Raw genomic sequence first — 15,173 nt, 5'->3', positions numbered from 1 at the left:
AGAACAACTTCGCTCGGAATGGGGAGGCAGGCCGCAATGGATAAAAGCATCATCAATAGCCACGAGATTACACAAATTTGTTTATTGGCCGGCAAAATCATTTTGCAAAACGGCGGCGAAACCTATCGTGTCGAAGATACGATGTCCCGAATTGCAGCTGCTTACGGCATAGAGAACTCCCATAGCTTCGTCACGCCGACCGGTATTATATTTGCCATTGACGGTTCATCCCAAATGACGAAGCTCATTCGTATTTCCGAGCGTTCGACGAATTTGCTTAAGGTATCCTTAGTCAACGATATTTCCAGAAAAATTAGCACCGGTACGCTGGCTGCTGGCGATGCACACCGACTTTTACAGGAAATAGACTCTAACGCCTTCGTTTATCCGGTTTGGATGAAAATCATTGCTGCTGCGATAGCGAGCGGCTGTTTTCTTATCATGTTCCAAGGCAGCTGGCGCGACTTCATCCCTGTTGTGCTCATCAGCGGCATTAGTTTCGCTTTTTCAGTTAAGCTACATCGAATCGTGCCGATCAAGTTTTTCTCCGAGTTCATTACGGCTTTGCTGATCGGCACCTTGTCCGTGCTGTTTGTACATAAAGGATATGGATTTGACCTCGATAAAATTATTATTGGCTCAGTTATGCCTCTTGTGCCCGGCTTGCATATTACAGCAGCAGTCAGAGACCTGATGGCTGGCCACCTTGTATCAGGGCTTTCGAAGGGAGCAGAAGCTTTTCTTACGGCATTCGCTGTGGGTGCGGGAATCGCCGCGGTGCTCTCGTTTTATTAATCAAGCAAAAACGCCTTCGGCGTACTTTAGACGCTGAAGTAGCTTTGACGGTGAAATATAAGATAAGTAATAGAAAATGATATACTTTCTTATATTTCGCAAAATTCGGAGGTGTATTTCGTTGTCGATATTAGAACAGCTAGTCACTAGCTTTATAGCTTCAGCAGCCTTCGGCCTCATCTTCAACGTACCGAAGCGAACGCTTGTGCACTGCGGCGTTGTTGGCATGATAGGCTGGTTCATTTATATTTCCTGCACAGAGCTGTCGCTGGATACCATTCCTGCGACGTTAATTGCTGCTTTTATCGTAACCGTAGTGAGCCAGCTATTCTCAAAGCTATACAAAACGCCCATCATCGTCTTCAGCGTATCCGGCATTATTCCATTAGTTCCCGGCGGACTCGCCTACGATGCTATGAGAAACGTCGTGGAAGACAATTATGACATTGCCGTGCAGCTAGCCGTAAAAGCATTCATGCTCTCAGGAGCCATTGCAATTGGTCTTATTTTCTCAGAGGTCGTCAATCAGCTCATCCGTAAAACGGAACGTTAGCATAATTTATTGAGATGGAATCGAATACCTGGAACGCAATATATTAGCCATTTCTATGATTTGTTCTTTTGTCGGCATTACAAGCTTCGACTCTGCTTCTCTCATACCCGCTTCCGTCTGCTGCGAAGCTATGACTCGTTTGACCGCTTTGACAAAAGCATCTCCGGCTCCTGCGCCAAGCGGTGTCAATTGCTCCAAACTAGCCGTGCTTTCAGCAGCCACAAGCGGATAATCGTTTTCGTTTTCCCCCTGCGCAGCTTTATCATAGAAGGATCGAACGAAGCTGGCCCGCTCCTGGCCAGATCCATCCGCTACAATAAAGGCTTGTACAATAAAGGCATGCGTCTGCCGACGCTGTGCGATTCCGCAAAACTTATACCCGCCAATGCTCAAATCAAATTCGCCAGGACAATAAGCGCCTTTGATTTCCCCTTTATCTACTTGGCAGCCCGTCTCCTGTAATGCATGACGAATCAGCCCATACATTTTTTCAAAATCATCATGAAAATGAAAGGAGTCCAACGCTTTTTTCGGCATGATCAGCGATATATTAATGACCCCCAAATCAAGCGGTACCGCAGCTCCTCCCGAATTGCGCACAGCAGTAGACCAGCCTTCCGATTGAAGAGCCATTTCAGCGTTGGCAGCGCCTGGCAATCGGCTGTCGCGCAGTCCCATAACAAATGCTCTTGGGTGTCGCCAAATATGGCAAATGGCTGGACCTCCCTGCCCTGTTTTTCTGCAAAGCAGCTCATCCAGCGCAAATGGATATAACACATCTAATTCATCCAGCTCATTCATGCGGTCGAGCAGCAGCACATTTTCCAAACCATAATCCCTTATTGAATCCCGTTCCATATGTCGTCCAACCCTCTCTGCTAATCCCTTACTCCGTATACTTGCTAAGTTATATCTATTTTAACGATAAATGAGCAATCGCGCATCATTTATACCGCTCCCTTATTGCTAATGGTGAAAGCATTCACTACAATAAGGATATTGTCATGCAGCGCCAAGGGGGTAACATTAGATTTGGAAGCAATAAATGAAAAAGTCGCATACGAAAACCCATTGCTGTCGCTGCGCGTTTTTCGCCCCATTCGCAGTCTGGACGGTTATACAAACTGGCATTATCATAAACAGGTTGAGCTGCTGCTCATTCTTGAGGGTGAGCTGGACGTTTACGTCGATGAAGAAAGCTTTCACCTGACGTCTGGCGACATCGTGCTTATCGGAGCTTCGGAGCTGCACTCCGATCGCAGCCATAACTTGCTCGATTATATTGTGCTTCAATTCGATCTGGAACCGTTTTTTGATCAAAGCACGATTCCCTATATGCGGTACTTCTCAGAAACCCAAACACCGCTCAGTAAAGCGAATTATATTTTCCAAGAAAACAACACGGCAAAGCAGCAAGCTGTCTCTTACATTCATCAGCTATTGCACGAGACGACTCATAAGGAAACTGGCTACGAGCTGGCAGTCAGCGTTTTAGTCAAGCAAATATTGCTGCTTTTACTTCGCAACGACAGCCGCAAAGTGTTGATTGAGCAAGATAACTTTGAGCGCATTCGCCTGAAACCGGTGCTCGATTATATCGAAAATCATCTGACGGATCGTATCCAAGTTGAAGAGGTTTGCAAGATCGCCAATATGAGCTATTATTACTTCGTAAAATATTTCAAAAAAACGATCGGGCTTTCCTTTACGGAATATGTGAATTATCGCAAGGTGAAATGGGCTGAACGAATATTGCTGACGAAGGATTTGAGCATTTCGGAGGTTGGTGAGCGAATCGGGATGCCGAATATGGCACATTTTTATAAAATGTTTAAAAAATACAACGACTGCTCGCCTAAGCAATTCCAGCGTAAGATGCTTGTGCTTAACCGGCAATAGTCTGCTTATCAAGCAAAAATGCCTTTAGCGTCCTTTGGATGCTGAAGCAGCTTTGAGGGAGAAATATAAGATAAGTAGGAGAAAATGAATACTTCCATTAGAAAAAGCTCGTCCACCCTATAATTTCGGGGTAACGAGCTTTTTTGGCATAACGAGTTTATAACCTACACCACGGATCGATTCGATTTGTACAGATTGCTGACCAAGCTCCAGCTTCTTCCGCAATGAGCTCACATGAACATCAACCGTACGCTGGCCGCCGATATAATCGAAGCCCCACACGACATTCATAAGATCATCCCGCGTAATTACCATGCCTGGACGCTGTACTAAATAAAGCAGAACCTCGAACTCCTTCGGTCTAAGCGGAATCGTATCGCCGTTTAAGATGACCTCATACTTCTCGGGGTAGATGGACAAATCACCAGCTGTGATGACTTTCTCTGAAGACTCGATCGGCTTGCTATCATCAAGCTGTGTCCGACGAAGCACCGCGGATACGCGTGCTAGAAGCTCAGCCACGCCAAACGGCTTCGTAATATAATCATCAGCACCATGCTTCAGTCCTTGCACAACCTCTTCTTCCGCATTGCGAGCTGTTAAAATAATGACCGGTGTTCTTACGCCATTTTGGCGAAGACGGTTTAATATTTCAAAGCCGTTCATGCCAGGAAGCATGATATCTAAGATGACCAAATCGAAATTGCGCTGCAAAGCCGTCTGCAAGCCTTCCCCGCCATGATCGATAACGGTCGTTTCATAGCCCTCTTGGGTCAAATTGTACGACAAAAGCCTTGCTAATGTCGGTTCATCTTCAATGACGAGCACTTTATGCGACATGTTACCTCCAACCTGGCGAATGGCGGCGCCAAAGACGCCGCATCCGCATATTTAGAACGTTTAGCTTTAGTTTATCACGGATTCATGAAGAATAGGTAAATCTTTTTTTCTATTGCAGTACAGGCAGCTCGATCGTGAATGTAGATCCTACACCAACGTCACTTGTTACTGTAATTGTACCTTTATGAAGCTCAACGAGATGCTTAACGATCGATAATCCAAGCCCCGTACCGCCTGAGCTGCGCGAACGCGCTTTGTCTACGCGATAAAACCGTTCAAATATACGCGGCAGATCCTTTTTCGGAATACCGATGCCGGAATCGCTAATTTGGATGCGAATATGATCATCGCCCAAACCTTCAACCTTTAAGGATACTCTGCCCCCTTCAGGCGTATAGTTAATCCCGTTCGATAACAAATTCATAATGATTTGACGCAAACGATCCTCATCGGCTTCAACATAAAGACCCGGCTCGATGTTCATGCTGAGCTCAATTCTTTTGCGAACCGCTTCTGATTCCATCAGCTTAATCGATTTGTGAACGAACGTATCCACTTCTACAGGCGAGAAGACAAGCGGCACTCGCCGTGACTCGATTTTGGACAGCTCCAATATATCTCCGATCAATCGGTTAAGCCGATCTGACTCATCAAATATAATTTGCAAGAAAGAACGTGCTGTTTCCTCATCGTTAACCGCGCCTCCAAGCAGCGTCTCAGCAAAACCTTTTACTGCAGTAATCGGCGTTTTCAGCTCATGGGAGACGTTTGCGACAAATTCACTGCGCATCCTCTCCAATCTGCGAATAGCGGAAACGTCCTGCAATACGAGCAGCACTCCAGAGAAATCATTCCCCTCCGGATGAATCGGCACCAGATTAAGCTCCAGCAGCCTCTCCTCTGGAAAATAAAACGTAATTTCCTCACGCAGATGCTGTTTGCTTTTAAGACCCTCTTGAATCATTTGCGACAGCTCGTATTGCTGCTTCGCTTCTGCATAATGACGGCCAACGAGCTCACGAGCGGAGAAGCCGAGCACTTCCTCTGCACGTCTGTTCATCAATACGATTTTTCCATTTAGGTCGATCATGACGATTCCATTAATCATATTATCAAGAACACTCTCAAGCTGATTCTCATTTTGTTGGATACGCGTCATTTGAACTTGCAAGCTGTCTGCCATAGCATTAATAGCATTTCCAAGCTCACCAATTTCATCTTGCTTCATCACTTTTACTCTTGCCAAATAATCCATATTTTTGATGCGTTTAGCAACCTTCGTAATTTGCTCCAGCGGTTTTGTCAGACCAAGTGCCAGGCGGTAGCTAATAAAAGCTGCAATAAGGAAAAGTACAAGCAAGCCTAAGAACAGCATCATCGTCAATTGACGTATGCTTTCATCAACTTCCTTCAAACTCATCGCAAGGCGAATCACATCAGGCGCTTGACCCGGCACCACCGTTACAGGAATAGCAACATACATCATATTTTGTCTAACAGTTTCACTAGCCCGAATCGATCTTCCTGTTCCTGTAGCCAATGCTTCCTTAATTTCGGTACGGTTTAGATGATTGTCCATATCCCGAGGATCTCCATTTGAATCACCTAACACGACACCGTCATTGCGAATAAAGGTTACTCGAGCACCCGCATAACGCTGGAGCTCCTTTGCCTCATTTGTATAATAGTCATATAAGGAGGAAATTTCACCTGATTTCCAATTCATTTTTGCCGAGATGATCTGCATCTCACGAACCATATTGTCTTCAAGCGCTTTGATATGGTTTTCTTTGAACGTTTTGACCATAAATAATCCTGCTGCACTGACCGATAATGCGATCATCGCAATCATGATGAGCGTCAGCCTAGTGCGGAAGCTGTTCATTAACATTCACTCCTTATGTTTAATCATGCACACATCGTTTATGGTACATGCGTCGCAGTACTTTCGCTACCCTTGTGATTATTAAGTTTTTGTAAAACATAATGGTACACCGTTGCTAAAGGCTGCTGAATAAGAATCGACAACACAACAGGCACAGCAGCTATTGGACTGAAATAACCGAGCGCCAGCACAATGCCAAGAGAAATGTTGCGCATTCCTGTTGCATAGGAAACGGTCACCTGCTGCTCGTGTTTGCGAAGCGGCGCCGTTCCAATGTAGCCGAAGGCGTAACAAGCACTAACCAGCAGCACAACAATCGGAACGAGCAGCAGCATATCCTGCTTCAGCTCTCCTAAATGAGGCGCAATAGCCGATGCATTTAACGCGACAACACCGACGAAACAAAGCTTGGAAAGCGGTGCTGTAAAGGGCTGCACGATACTTTGAATACGTCCTCGGCTCATTTGATTAAGGGCCACGCCAATGATCGTAGGAAGTACAATAATAACGAGTAAATCAACAATAATAGGTCCTGCCTTCACTTCAACAGCGGAGTCAAAAAACAGATGGATACCCGCCGGCACTACCAGTGGACTAAGCGCTGAATCGAGCACAACCATGGCTAGCATAAGCGGAACGCTGCCTCCTGACATGCCAACCCATAGCACGGTAGACACTCCGATTGGTATAAGCGTAAACAAAACGAGGCCCACCACATAGGGCGAATCTGCACCAAATGCGAGTGCCCCAAGTCCATAGGCTACCAGCGGAGATACGACATGAGCAATCAAAAAGGTAAGCCCCATAATGCCCGGCCGCTTCAGCACCTCTCGCAATTGTCCTAATCCGCAGCCAATGGCCATCGTTAGCGTGACATAGGCAAATAAGTAAGGAACCATTTCAATAAAAGGCTGAAGCTGTGTTGCAAATAGAAAGCCAAGTATCAACGATCCTGGAATAATGATGAACATCCATCTCTCAAATTGCTGGTTAAAAGCTAAACCCCATTCACGCATGATCTTTCCCTCATTTACCTCTTCTAGTCGATTTTGTACATAAGCTATATAATAACATAGACACTCCGCACATGAACGGAAACTCTTGAACTTCGACTAAAAAGGAGCCCGATTTATGAAAAACGGTAAATTCACCAATACGATCATTCGGATGCAATATGTACCTAGATGGAGCGAATATGCTCCACGATTTGAGGATAACGCCTCCGCTCATAGCTTTAGATGCGCTGCATTGTCTATTTTGATTGGTATCATTGAAGAAAAAATATTCAAGCAGCCGTTAGATAAGCTGAAGCTTGTAGGAAGATGCTTATGGGGTGATCTCAAAAACACGGGCACCGGCTCCATTAAACATGTCACCAAAAAAGAATCGCTCGTTATGAATCATATCCGAGACTTCGAAATGGAACTTAGCAAGGAGATTGTCTCGTACCTATCCAAGTCTCTACAGGCTCAAGCTTTCGATTTTATCGTCCATGCGCAAGATGATTCACCTATTGGACGATTAGTTGATGCCATCGATACGCTGGATGCCTATTTGTATTGCCACAGAGAATCCCGGTATGACACGAATCCTTTCTTTCATGCCAAATATAAGGAGCTCGAACAAGTGCTGCGAAGCACAGAGCTTCCATCCATACACTGGCTGCTCGATGAATACGATAAACATGATGGCTTTTATGAATTTATCCAATACATTATGAATCTCGATACCGTAAAAAGATGGAACGGCAGCTATAATCTCGTTCCTGACAATGATGCGACACATTCCTTCCGAGTCGCTTCACTTGCTTTGTTTAATGGGCTGCTTGAAATCGAGCGCTTCGGCAATAAAAATATCGATCTCTTTAAGCTGCTCGCCAAAGCTGCCCTTCATGATTTGCCTGAAGCTTTATCAGGCGATGTCGTATCAAATTTCAAGCACAATAATCCAGACATCAAACACGCTTTCGAGCAATACGAGAAAGAAACCGCTCAGTTCATGATTAATAAGCTTCCATCGTTTTTTCATGAAGATATGACCGAATTCATAGTACACAGCAAGTCAGCAGATGCAAATGGCGAGCTCGTTGATATTTCCGACAAGCTGGACGCCTTAATCAAAGCAAGCCTTGAGATGCGAAATAACCCTCATTACGCTGATACTTATTATAACCAGCTGGTGAAGGTTCAGCATCGCTATGAGAATGACTGTGTTGTTTTTTTCCTGGCTTATATTTTGCATGATTTAACCTATTCCAATTTAATTGGACAATAAATGTTCCATACAAAATGGCCGCGAGATATATCTCGCGGCCCAGCTTTGGTTTATATTAGCTATGAATAGCAGCACTCCAGCCGAATGGGTACGCAGCCGAAATTTCTAACGGCAGCTTGCCTTGCGGCTTAAGATCACCTAACAATACTCTCGCAGCAGCAGCTAGCGCGAGTGGACGACACTCATACACTGCCATGTACGTTTTTACTTCCGGGTATAGCAATAGATCAAGCGGGTTCCGAACCGACACAGCTATCGTACGCTCCGGTGCCAATTTTACGACCTCGCGTGCAATATCGCGCTCTACGGGATGCTTGGAAGCGTCGTAAGTGACAACGACGATTTGTGAGAATGTTTCCAAATCAGCGAGTGGATGATCATCATCCATTTGACGCTCGACGATATTAGCTCCATACTCTCCAAGAAAGTGACCTAATGAGCCGTCACCTGAAAGCATTTCGTCAGCCACCGAAACAGGGACAATTTTGGGCCACAATACGAGCGTGCTTTTCTCGCGGCTTAATGGCAGCAATGGCCCATCGTCTTTTACTAATGTAACTGAAGCCTCGCTCCATTTAATTGCAACAGCTCGATTTACTTCCGTACCAATTTCCCACTCCACTTGTGACCACGGCAGCAATGGCTCCTCAAGCACAAGCTTCTCCTTAAGTGTCATGATCCGATTAAGCGCCTCGTTAATACGAGCTTCTGCAAGCTCACCGTTCTCAACAGCACGCACAACGGCTTCAAGGGCAGCCCATTGTTTATCAAATGTATGGCTGATCAGCACCATATCGGCTCCCGCTTGCAGCGCTTTAATAGCGCCCTGCTCTGGACCATAGGTTTTATCAATCGCATCCATCTCTAAACAATCTGTCACAACAATCCCGTCATAACCAAGCTCTTTGCGCAGTAAACCCGTGATGACAGGCTCAGACAAAGTCGATGGCACGCCTGATGGATCAAGCGCCGGCAAGCAAACATGTGCTGTCATAATGCAATCCGTGCCTGCTTCAATTGCTGCCAGGAACGGCTTCAACTCAATCGCGTCTAACCGATCACGCCCATGCAGCAATATCGGCAGCGCATGATGGGAATCCACCGCCGTATCGCCATGCCCTGGAAAATGTTTAACAGTCGCAGCAACTCGTGCAGCTTGATAGCCTGCTACTGCGGCTGCTCCGAGTTCCGCAACGACATCAGAGCGGTCGCTATACGAACGTACATTAATAACAGGATTATCCGGATTATTGTTAACATCAATACAAGGCGCATAATTCATCGTAACACCCAATTGACGAAGCTCTTCACCACATACAAATGCTGTCTCTCTAGCGCTCTCCTTATCGCCGGTTGCACCAAGTGCCATGTTGCCCGGCATAAGTGTTACACCGTCAACTAGTCTTGCAACCATGCCGCCTTCTTGATCAATCGCTACGAATAGAGGCGGATTGCCAGCTTTTCTTGCGATGCTTTGAAGCTCGCCGCTAAGCTTGTGCACCTGCTTAGCATCCTTCACATTGCGGGAAAAATAGATCGTTCCGCCAATGCCGCTCGTTTCAATTAACTGCTTAATTTGCGCCGTTGGCTCAAAGCCATGAAAGCCAAATACAAATAATTGTCCAACCTTCTTCTTCAAGCTCCAGTTATCCCACTCACGCGTTGTCGTCAATGCTTCCCCATCCCTTCACTTATCAACCCTATTACGACGGCTCATTCAAAGCCTCGTTATGTTGTCCACCCTCTTGCCGTCTCGTACGATAATCGGTAGGATTCTCACCTGTATATTTCATAAATACTTTTGTAAAATATCGCCGCTCCGCATAACCGACTTCCTTCGCGATTTGTGCAACGCTCTTGAGTGATTCCCCAAGCATTGCCTTCGCGCGCTCCATCCGTTGCCGCGTTACATATTCGATAAACGTTTCGCCAAAAGTCTGCTTGAACAATAAACTAAAATAAGAGGTGCTTAAACCGACATGAGTTGCCGTTTCTTCAACACTTAGATCGCGATAAAGATTGCGGTCCAAAAAGGCTTTCGCTTCAGCCATTGAACGTTCCGATTGCTTTTTCTTATCCATAGATTTCTCCGAAACCGTATTCGTAACTTGACGAATAACTGATAATAAATCCTTAATGCCAAAGCGGCGATCCAATCTGCGCCAAAGCATATCCTCTTGCTCGCGAGTAAATACGCCCATTTCTTTCATCTCACGCATAAGATGCAGGACAAAGAAATGAAGCAGCGGCTTCACACGATTTAATGAAGGCTCATTCATTCGCTGCAAGAGCAGCGTAATACTTTGAAGCTCGCTGTCTACGCTTATCGTATCCCCGCGTTTAACCGCTCCAATTAATTTCTCCGCGGTATCCCAAAACGCTTGATCTGCTTGTGATGATTTTTGCTGAGCGGATGGATAAATAGCGATAATGTCATGGACAGGCGTAAGCTGCATCCCTTGCTGTACAAGCTTATAGGCTTGGGATAAGTCAGCAACCGCTGCAAACTTATGATAAATACCTGCAAATAAATTCAGCTTTACATGGCTCTTAATCGCAGACAATAACATGTCTGCCCAGTTTTTAATGAAGGCAATATCAAATTCAGCTGTTTTCTCCGTTTCAATGAGCACACACCACTCACCATCTCGAATTTGAATGACCGCATGATGCAGCCCATTTTGCTGCAGCTTCTCACGCAGTACATTACATACAGCAAAATTCCACAGCTTTCTTTCCTTATCGGACCAGTCACGCCAATCCTTCGTCTTCTCCGAGCTTACATCAAGATCAAGCACAATTAAGACGAACTGCTGCCGCTTGAGCTGCTGTTCATCTCCGGTCAAGAGCCAATTATCTGCAGTAACATCGGTATAATCCATAATAATATCGTACAAAATTTTCTCGCTAGCGAGATCGATCATCCGGCCGAGCTTCTGCTTCTCTTCCTGCTGCAGCTTCTGCTTACTGCGCTGAGTAGACATTACTCTAGCAATAACACCAGTCAATTCATCATAAGGTATCGGCTTTAACACATAATCATTGACGCCAAATTGAATTGCTGTTCGCGTATAAGCGAAATCCTGATATCCCGACAGCATAATAATATCGCAAGCCATTGCTTTATCACGGATATGCCGAACAAGCTCCAAACCATCCATAACCGGCATGCGAATATCGCACAGCAATAAGTCAAAGTGTTGCTGCTCCATAAGCTCTAACGCTTCAACACCATTTTTAGCTGTACCGCCAACAGTAAGCCCTAGCATTTCCCAGGGAATAACTTTTTCTAAATTTCTCGTAATATGTGCCTCATCGTCAACTAGGAGTACTTTACCCGTCATAGCTGATCACCTCTGCTCTTCGGAATTACACAGCGAATAACGGTCCCGCTGCCTTCTTGACTACAAATCCACAAACCGAACGCAGGACCATAATGTATGCGCAAGCGATCTGCAACATTTCGTAATCCAAGTCCTCTTCTCTCACCCATTTGCGCAGCATCGGTCTGCTTGCTTTCAGAGTCTGACTCTGCTGACAGCTTAGTCAGCACTCTGGAGCTCATGCCTAATCCGTTGTCACGAACCATAATGACGATCTGATGAGGCTCAGCAGTTACATCAATTGATATCCTGCCTTGTCCGTCTTCATAACCATCAAACCCATGCTGAATGCTATTTTCTACGAGCGGTTGAAGCGAAAGCTTTAGTATGGAGAAATCAAGTGCTTCTGCCGGGACATTCAATTCGTATGAGAAAAGCTCCTCGAAGCGGTATTTCTGTATTTCCAAATAACTGCGGACATGCTCAATTTCTTGGCTGATCCTTATTTCTTCGGATTGATGCATGCTTGTGCGAAGCAAATTGCTTAATCTGCGCACCATCAACATAATTTTCGCGCCTTCATTTTGTGCTGCAAGAGCATTAATCGATTCGAGCGTATTAAATAGGAAATGCGGTTTAATCTGTGCCTGCATAAGCATCATTTCCGCATGCTGCTTACGTGCCTGCTCTCTGCGCACTTCACTAAGCAAATTGCCGATTCGCTCAACCATACTATTGAAGCTGTTGGCCAGTAGAACGGTTTCATCCTTACCTTGAGCTGTTACTCGAATATCAAGCAACCCCTGCTCAACCAATCTCATTTTACGAACAACTTTAATGATCGTTTTCGCTACTCGGTTAACAAAAAAGACGTTGAACAATACCGCCGATAGCAAACCAAGGACCGTAATCATCCCAATCCACTGGACAAACCGAACATTTTCGTTAGTAAGTGAATCCCAAGGCTTTATGGACACAAGGATCCAACCATTGCGATCCAATTGATAGGAAGAAACAAGACTGTCTATACCTTCAAACTTTTCTCGCGAGCTGTTGTAGTTATTCGTGTGCTGCGGCAATGAATCGGTCTGTTCATTTATATTATGACCATCCATCTTTTTTTTGCTGTCTAGCATAATAAGGCCTGCTTTATTGACAATGAGGTATCTTGTTTCGGCTGCATTGGATTGCGGGTTTTGAAAGGTTTTGAGCATGCTCGATATTTCTTCCGTTTTGTACTGCGTAATCATTACGCCCAAATCATTAAATGACTCAATATCCTTAACAACACGAATTTGTGTAAATAGAGGCGGTTCAACACCTGTCAGCTCACGCTGTTCATAAGGTCCAATCCAAAGCGGACGTCCGCCAAGATTCATAACATCCTTATAGACGGAATGCTGCTTGAGCATATCAAAGGAAATAGGCTTGAACGTCGTCGGATCGTTGCGGTAAGAGCGGAACATCGTCCCATCCTTCGCATACAGCACAACAAAGCTGACAGCAGGGTGTTGGAACAAAATCCGTTTCATTTCTTTCTCTGCTTGGTTAATTTGAATGAGCGTGCCGGCATCATTGGAATTATACGAGCTGTATTTCAGTGTTTCCTGCACCTCTGTGCTCGTTAAATTACCATCGGATAGCTGATCAAGCTCTCGAAAGAAATAATGAATATTGCCTCCTACAGCCCTGAGCGAAATTTCGGTTTGCTCGCTATACTTTTTCTCCAGCAGCGTCTCAGAATTAATAAATGAGAATATGCCGAGGCCAATCATCGGAATGACGATTAGAAATATGAATGCAAGCATCAATTTCGGTCTCAAGTTCATCTAGGAGGCTCCTTCTTTCTTATCCCTTCACACTGCCTGCAGTCATACCTTCAATGATTTGACGCTGCAAGAACACATACACAACCAGGACCGGAATAATGCTTATGATTACCGCAGCAGACAGCGATGCAAAGTTTGTGCGGTAGCCATCATTAAAGGTTGCCATACCCGTTGGCAGTGTTTTGAGTGATTCAGATGTTATAAATAGTTGGGACAAAATATATTCGTTCCAATTGCCTATGAAATTTAAAATAAATACTGTAACTAGTGCCGGCATCGAAATCGGAATAATAATTCTGAAGAACAGGCCGCTTGCGCCTAGCCCGTCCATAATGCCAGCTTCCTCAAGCTCATTTGGAATCGAAAGCATAAATGCATAAATAATAAACACGGTTATCGGCAAAGCATATGTGGTGTATACCAAAATTAATGACCAATGCGTATCATATAATGGCTGTCCAAACAAATGGATCTTTTGAATTAAACGGTACAACGGGATAAACAATGCACCCGCTGGGACGATTAAGCCAAGTAAAATGAAATTATAAACAGCTTTATTCATCTTCGTGTATTTCATCCGCGCAATCGCAAATGAGGTCATCGCTGCAAAAAGGAGCGTCAATACACAAGCTGCAACGGTTACAATTGTACTATTCAGCGCATATTTACCAATATTAGCCGTTTCCCAAGCAGCGATATAGTTATCAAAGTTAAAGCTAGTTGGCAAAGACCATGTATTTACTGTTATTTCACGGTTTGTTTTGAATGATGACATGAATAACCATAACAGAGGGAAGAGCACTACTGCAACATACCCCATTAAAAATGTATGCATCCACCATTGTGTGCCTCGGGAACGTTCCATTAGTACTGCACCTCCTCGCTTTTTGTGATGCGCTGTAAAATACCCGTAAGAATCAAAATAATAATGAACATCGCAACACCGATCGCGCTGCCATATCCAAGTTCAAGAGAGCGGAAGCCAACTTTAAGCATATAAGTCGCCATAACTTCTGTGGATTGGAAAGGACCGCCGTACGTCATGATTTGTACGATATCAAGCACCTTCATCGTTCCCGAAACAGAAAGAAGCAGCATTACAAATAGGATTGGTCTTACAAGCGGCAATGTGATCATCCATGTTTCTTGCCAGCCGGTTACGCCATCCAGCTTAGAAGCTTCGATAATTTCTTTCGGAATGTTTAGAATTGCTGCCAAACAAAGTACTATGAAGAAGCCGATATTTTGCCATGCATTCGCGATAAGAATCGAGAGCATTGCAAGCTTGGGATCCGATAACCATTCGCGCGCCCAGCTTTCTGGTGCAACAAGACGAATTAATTGATTGATCATTCCTGAATCATAGTTGTACAAAACGCCGAACAAAATGGCTACAGTAGCCGTCGATATAACAACCGGCACAAACACGGCCGATTTGTAAAAGTCACGCATCCGTCTAACTTTACTAATAATGATCGAAATCAAGAAGACGAGCGGAATGTTCACGATTAGGGAAAACGCCATGAAATAAAAGTTGTTTAAAAGTGCTTTTCTAAAAATTTCATCCTGCCACAATCTCGTAAAGTTATCAAATCCGATAAACACCTTCTCAGTAATGCCATCCCAACGAAAGAAACCGTAAAAAAAAGATACGATAACGGGATAAACAAAAAACAAAGCATATAAAGCAAGCGTCGGAATAATGAACGCCACGTAAGTAATCGGATTTTTGAGCGCTCTGTTCATAATGTCCTCCTTTTGTCCTAGCGTTAAAA

At 44.7% G+C, this 15,173-nt stretch carries 13 protein-coding genes; 4 read left to right on the top strand and 9 right to left on the bottom strand.

Going from position 1 to position 15,173, the window contains the following annotated elements; translation table 11 throughout:
* The first annotated feature begins 36 nt into the window (after positions 1-36).
* Both ACIFSR_RS27550 and ACIFSR_RS27545 read left to right on the top strand, forming a co-directional pair.
* A complete protein-coding gene (locus ACIFSR_RS27550; RefSeq protein WP_339204010.1) occupies positions 37-795 on the top strand; it encodes a threonine/serine exporter family protein in 759 nt (252 codons plus the stop codon).
* Between the two features lie 76 nt (positions 796-871).
* Positions 872-1,348: a threonine/serine exporter family protein gene (locus ACIFSR_RS27545; protein ID WP_430061466.1), complete on the top strand. Its 477-nt coding sequence runs from the start codon at positions 872-874 to the stop codon at positions 1,346-1,348.
* Between the two features lie 6 nt (positions 1,349-1,354).
* Here the strand turns inward: ACIFSR_RS27545 and ACIFSR_RS27540 are convergent, their stop codons facing one another.
* Positions 1,355-2,206 carry a lipoate--protein ligase family protein gene (locus tag ACIFSR_RS27540; RefSeq protein ID WP_430061464.1) on the bottom strand — a complete coding sequence of 284 codons (852 nt, stop codon included), beginning with the start codon at positions 2,204-2,206 and terminating at the stop codon, positions 1,355-1,357.
* Positions 2,207-2,380: 174 nt separating this feature from the next.
* Here ACIFSR_RS27540 and ACIFSR_RS27535 point away from each other — a divergent pair, with 174 nt between their 5' ends.
* Positions 2,381-3,247, top strand: a complete 867-nt coding sequence (locus ACIFSR_RS27535) for an AraC family transcriptional regulator (RefSeq protein WP_339204013.1) — start codon at positions 2,381-2,383, stop codon at positions 3,245-3,247.
* Between the two features lie 117 nt (positions 3,248-3,364).
* Here ACIFSR_RS27535 and ACIFSR_RS27530 read toward each other — a convergent pair whose 3' ends face one another.
* The 3 genes from ACIFSR_RS27530 to ACIFSR_RS27520 all read right to left on the bottom strand — a co-directional run bounded on the left by ACIFSR_RS27530 (position 3,365) and on the right by ACIFSR_RS27520 (position 6,988).
* Complete coding sequence (locus tag ACIFSR_RS27530) at positions 3,365-4,087, bottom strand: response regulator transcription factor (RefSeq protein WP_076270199.1); 723 nt, start codon at positions 4,085-4,087, stop codon at positions 3,365-3,367.
* Between the two features lie 109 nt (positions 4,088-4,196).
* Entirely contained in the window at positions 4,197-5,972 is a 1,776-nt protein-coding gene (pnpS, locus tag ACIFSR_RS27525) for a two-component system histidine kinase PnpS (RefSeq protein WP_339204014.1), read from the bottom strand.
* A 38-nt stretch (positions 5,973-6,010) separates the two neighbouring features.
* A complete protein-coding gene (locus ACIFSR_RS27520) occupies positions 6,011-6,988 on the bottom strand; it encodes a bile acid:sodium symporter family protein (RefSeq protein WP_430061461.1) in 978 nt (325 codons plus the stop codon).
* A gap of 115 nt (positions 6,989-7,103) precedes the next feature.
* Here ACIFSR_RS27520 and ACIFSR_RS27515 point away from each other — a divergent pair, with 115 nt between their 5' ends.
* Entirely contained in the window at positions 7,104-8,246 is a 1,143-nt protein-coding gene (locus ACIFSR_RS27515) for a YfbR-like 5'-deoxynucleotidase (RefSeq protein ID WP_430061459.1), read from the top strand.
* Between the two features lie 55 nt (positions 8,247-8,301).
* On the opposite strand, the gene ACIFSR_RS27510 is transcribed toward ACIFSR_RS27515, so the two are convergent.
* From ACIFSR_RS27510 to ACIFSR_RS27490, 5 genes are read right to left on the bottom strand one after another with little or no spacing between them, the layout of a single operon-like run.
* The gene (locus ACIFSR_RS27510; RefSeq protein WP_339204017.1) at positions 8,302-9,918 is read right to left on the bottom strand and encodes a glycoside hydrolase family 3 protein; all 1,617 of its coding nucleotides are present in this window, start codon (positions 9,916-9,918) and stop codon (positions 8,302-8,304) included.
* Between the two features lie 31 nt (positions 9,919-9,949).
* Positions 9,950-11,590: a response regulator transcription factor gene (locus tag ACIFSR_RS27505; RefSeq protein WP_076270203.1), complete on the bottom strand. Its 1,641-nt coding sequence runs from the start codon at positions 11,588-11,590 to the stop codon at positions 9,950-9,952.
* A complete protein-coding gene (locus ACIFSR_RS27500; RefSeq protein ID WP_339204018.1) occupies positions 11,587-13,398 on the bottom strand; it encodes a cache domain-containing sensor histidine kinase in 1,812 nt (603 codons plus the stop codon). The genes ACIFSR_RS27505 and ACIFSR_RS27500 overlap by 4 nt, the downstream gene beginning before the upstream one ends.
* A 19-nt stretch (positions 13,399-13,417) precedes the next feature.
* Positions 13,418-14,263 (bottom strand): carbohydrate ABC transporter permease, encoded by an 846-nt coding sequence (locus ACIFSR_RS27495; protein WP_076270205.1) that lies wholly within the window; start codon positions 14,261-14,263, stop codon positions 13,418-13,420.
* Entirely contained in the window at positions 14,263-15,144 is an 882-nt protein-coding gene (locus ACIFSR_RS27490; RefSeq protein WP_430061456.1) for a carbohydrate ABC transporter permease, read from the bottom strand. The genes ACIFSR_RS27495 and ACIFSR_RS27490 overlap by 1 nt, the downstream gene beginning before the upstream one ends.
* Between the last annotated feature and the right edge of the window lie 29 nt (positions 15,145-15,173).

This window comes from Paenibacillus sp. NRS-1760, from assembly GCF_050467785.1.
Taxonomy (GTDB): Bacteria; Bacillota; Bacilli; order Paenibacillales; family Paenibacillaceae; genus Pristimantibacillus.
The sequence above is the reverse complement of the archived record's forward strand: the minus strand, read 5'-3'. Positions and strand labels throughout refer to the sequence as shown.

Bases quoted from the DNA above. Each gene is read 5' to 3' on its own strand.
- ACIFSR_RS27495 (WP_076270205.1), bottom strand. From the start codon at position 14,263: ATGGAACGTTCCCGAGGCACACAATGGTGGATGCATACATTTTTAATG.
- ACIFSR_RS27540 (WP_430061464.1), bottom strand. From the start codon at position 2,206: ATGGAACGGGATTCAATAAGGGATTATGGTTTGGAAAATGTGCTGCTG.
- ACIFSR_RS27505 (WP_076270203.1), bottom strand. From the start codon at position 11,590: ATGACGGGTAAAGTACTCCTAGTTGACGATGAGGCACATATTACGAGA.
- ACIFSR_RS27545 (WP_430061466.1), top strand. From the start codon at position 872: ATGATATACTTTCTTATATTTCGCAAAATTCGGAGGTGTATTTCGTTG.
- ACIFSR_RS27550 (WP_339204010.1), top strand. From the start codon at position 37: ATGGATAAAAGCATCATCAATAGCCACGAGATTACACAAATTTGTTTA.
- pnpS (WP_339204014.1), bottom strand. From the start codon at position 5,972: ATGAACAGCTTCCGCACTAGGCTGACGCTCATCATGATTGCGATGATC.
- ACIFSR_RS27490 (WP_430061456.1), bottom strand. From the start codon at position 15,144: ATGAACAGAGCGCTCAAAAATCCGATTACTTACGTGGCGTTCATTATT.
- ACIFSR_RS27530 (WP_076270199.1), bottom strand. From the start codon at position 4,087: ATGTCGCATAAAGTGCTCGTCATTGAAGATGAACCGACATTAGCAAGG.
- ACIFSR_RS27500 (WP_339204018.1), bottom strand. From the start codon at position 13,398: ATGAACTTGAGACCGAAATTGATGCTTGCATTCATATTTCTAATCGTC.
- ACIFSR_RS27515 (WP_430061459.1), top strand. From the start codon at position 7,104: ATGAAAAACGGTAAATTCACCAATACGATCATTCGGATGCAATATGTA.
- ACIFSR_RS27520 (WP_430061461.1), bottom strand. From the start codon at position 6,988: ATGCGTGAATGGGGTTTAGCTTTTAACCAGCAATTTGAGAGATGGATG.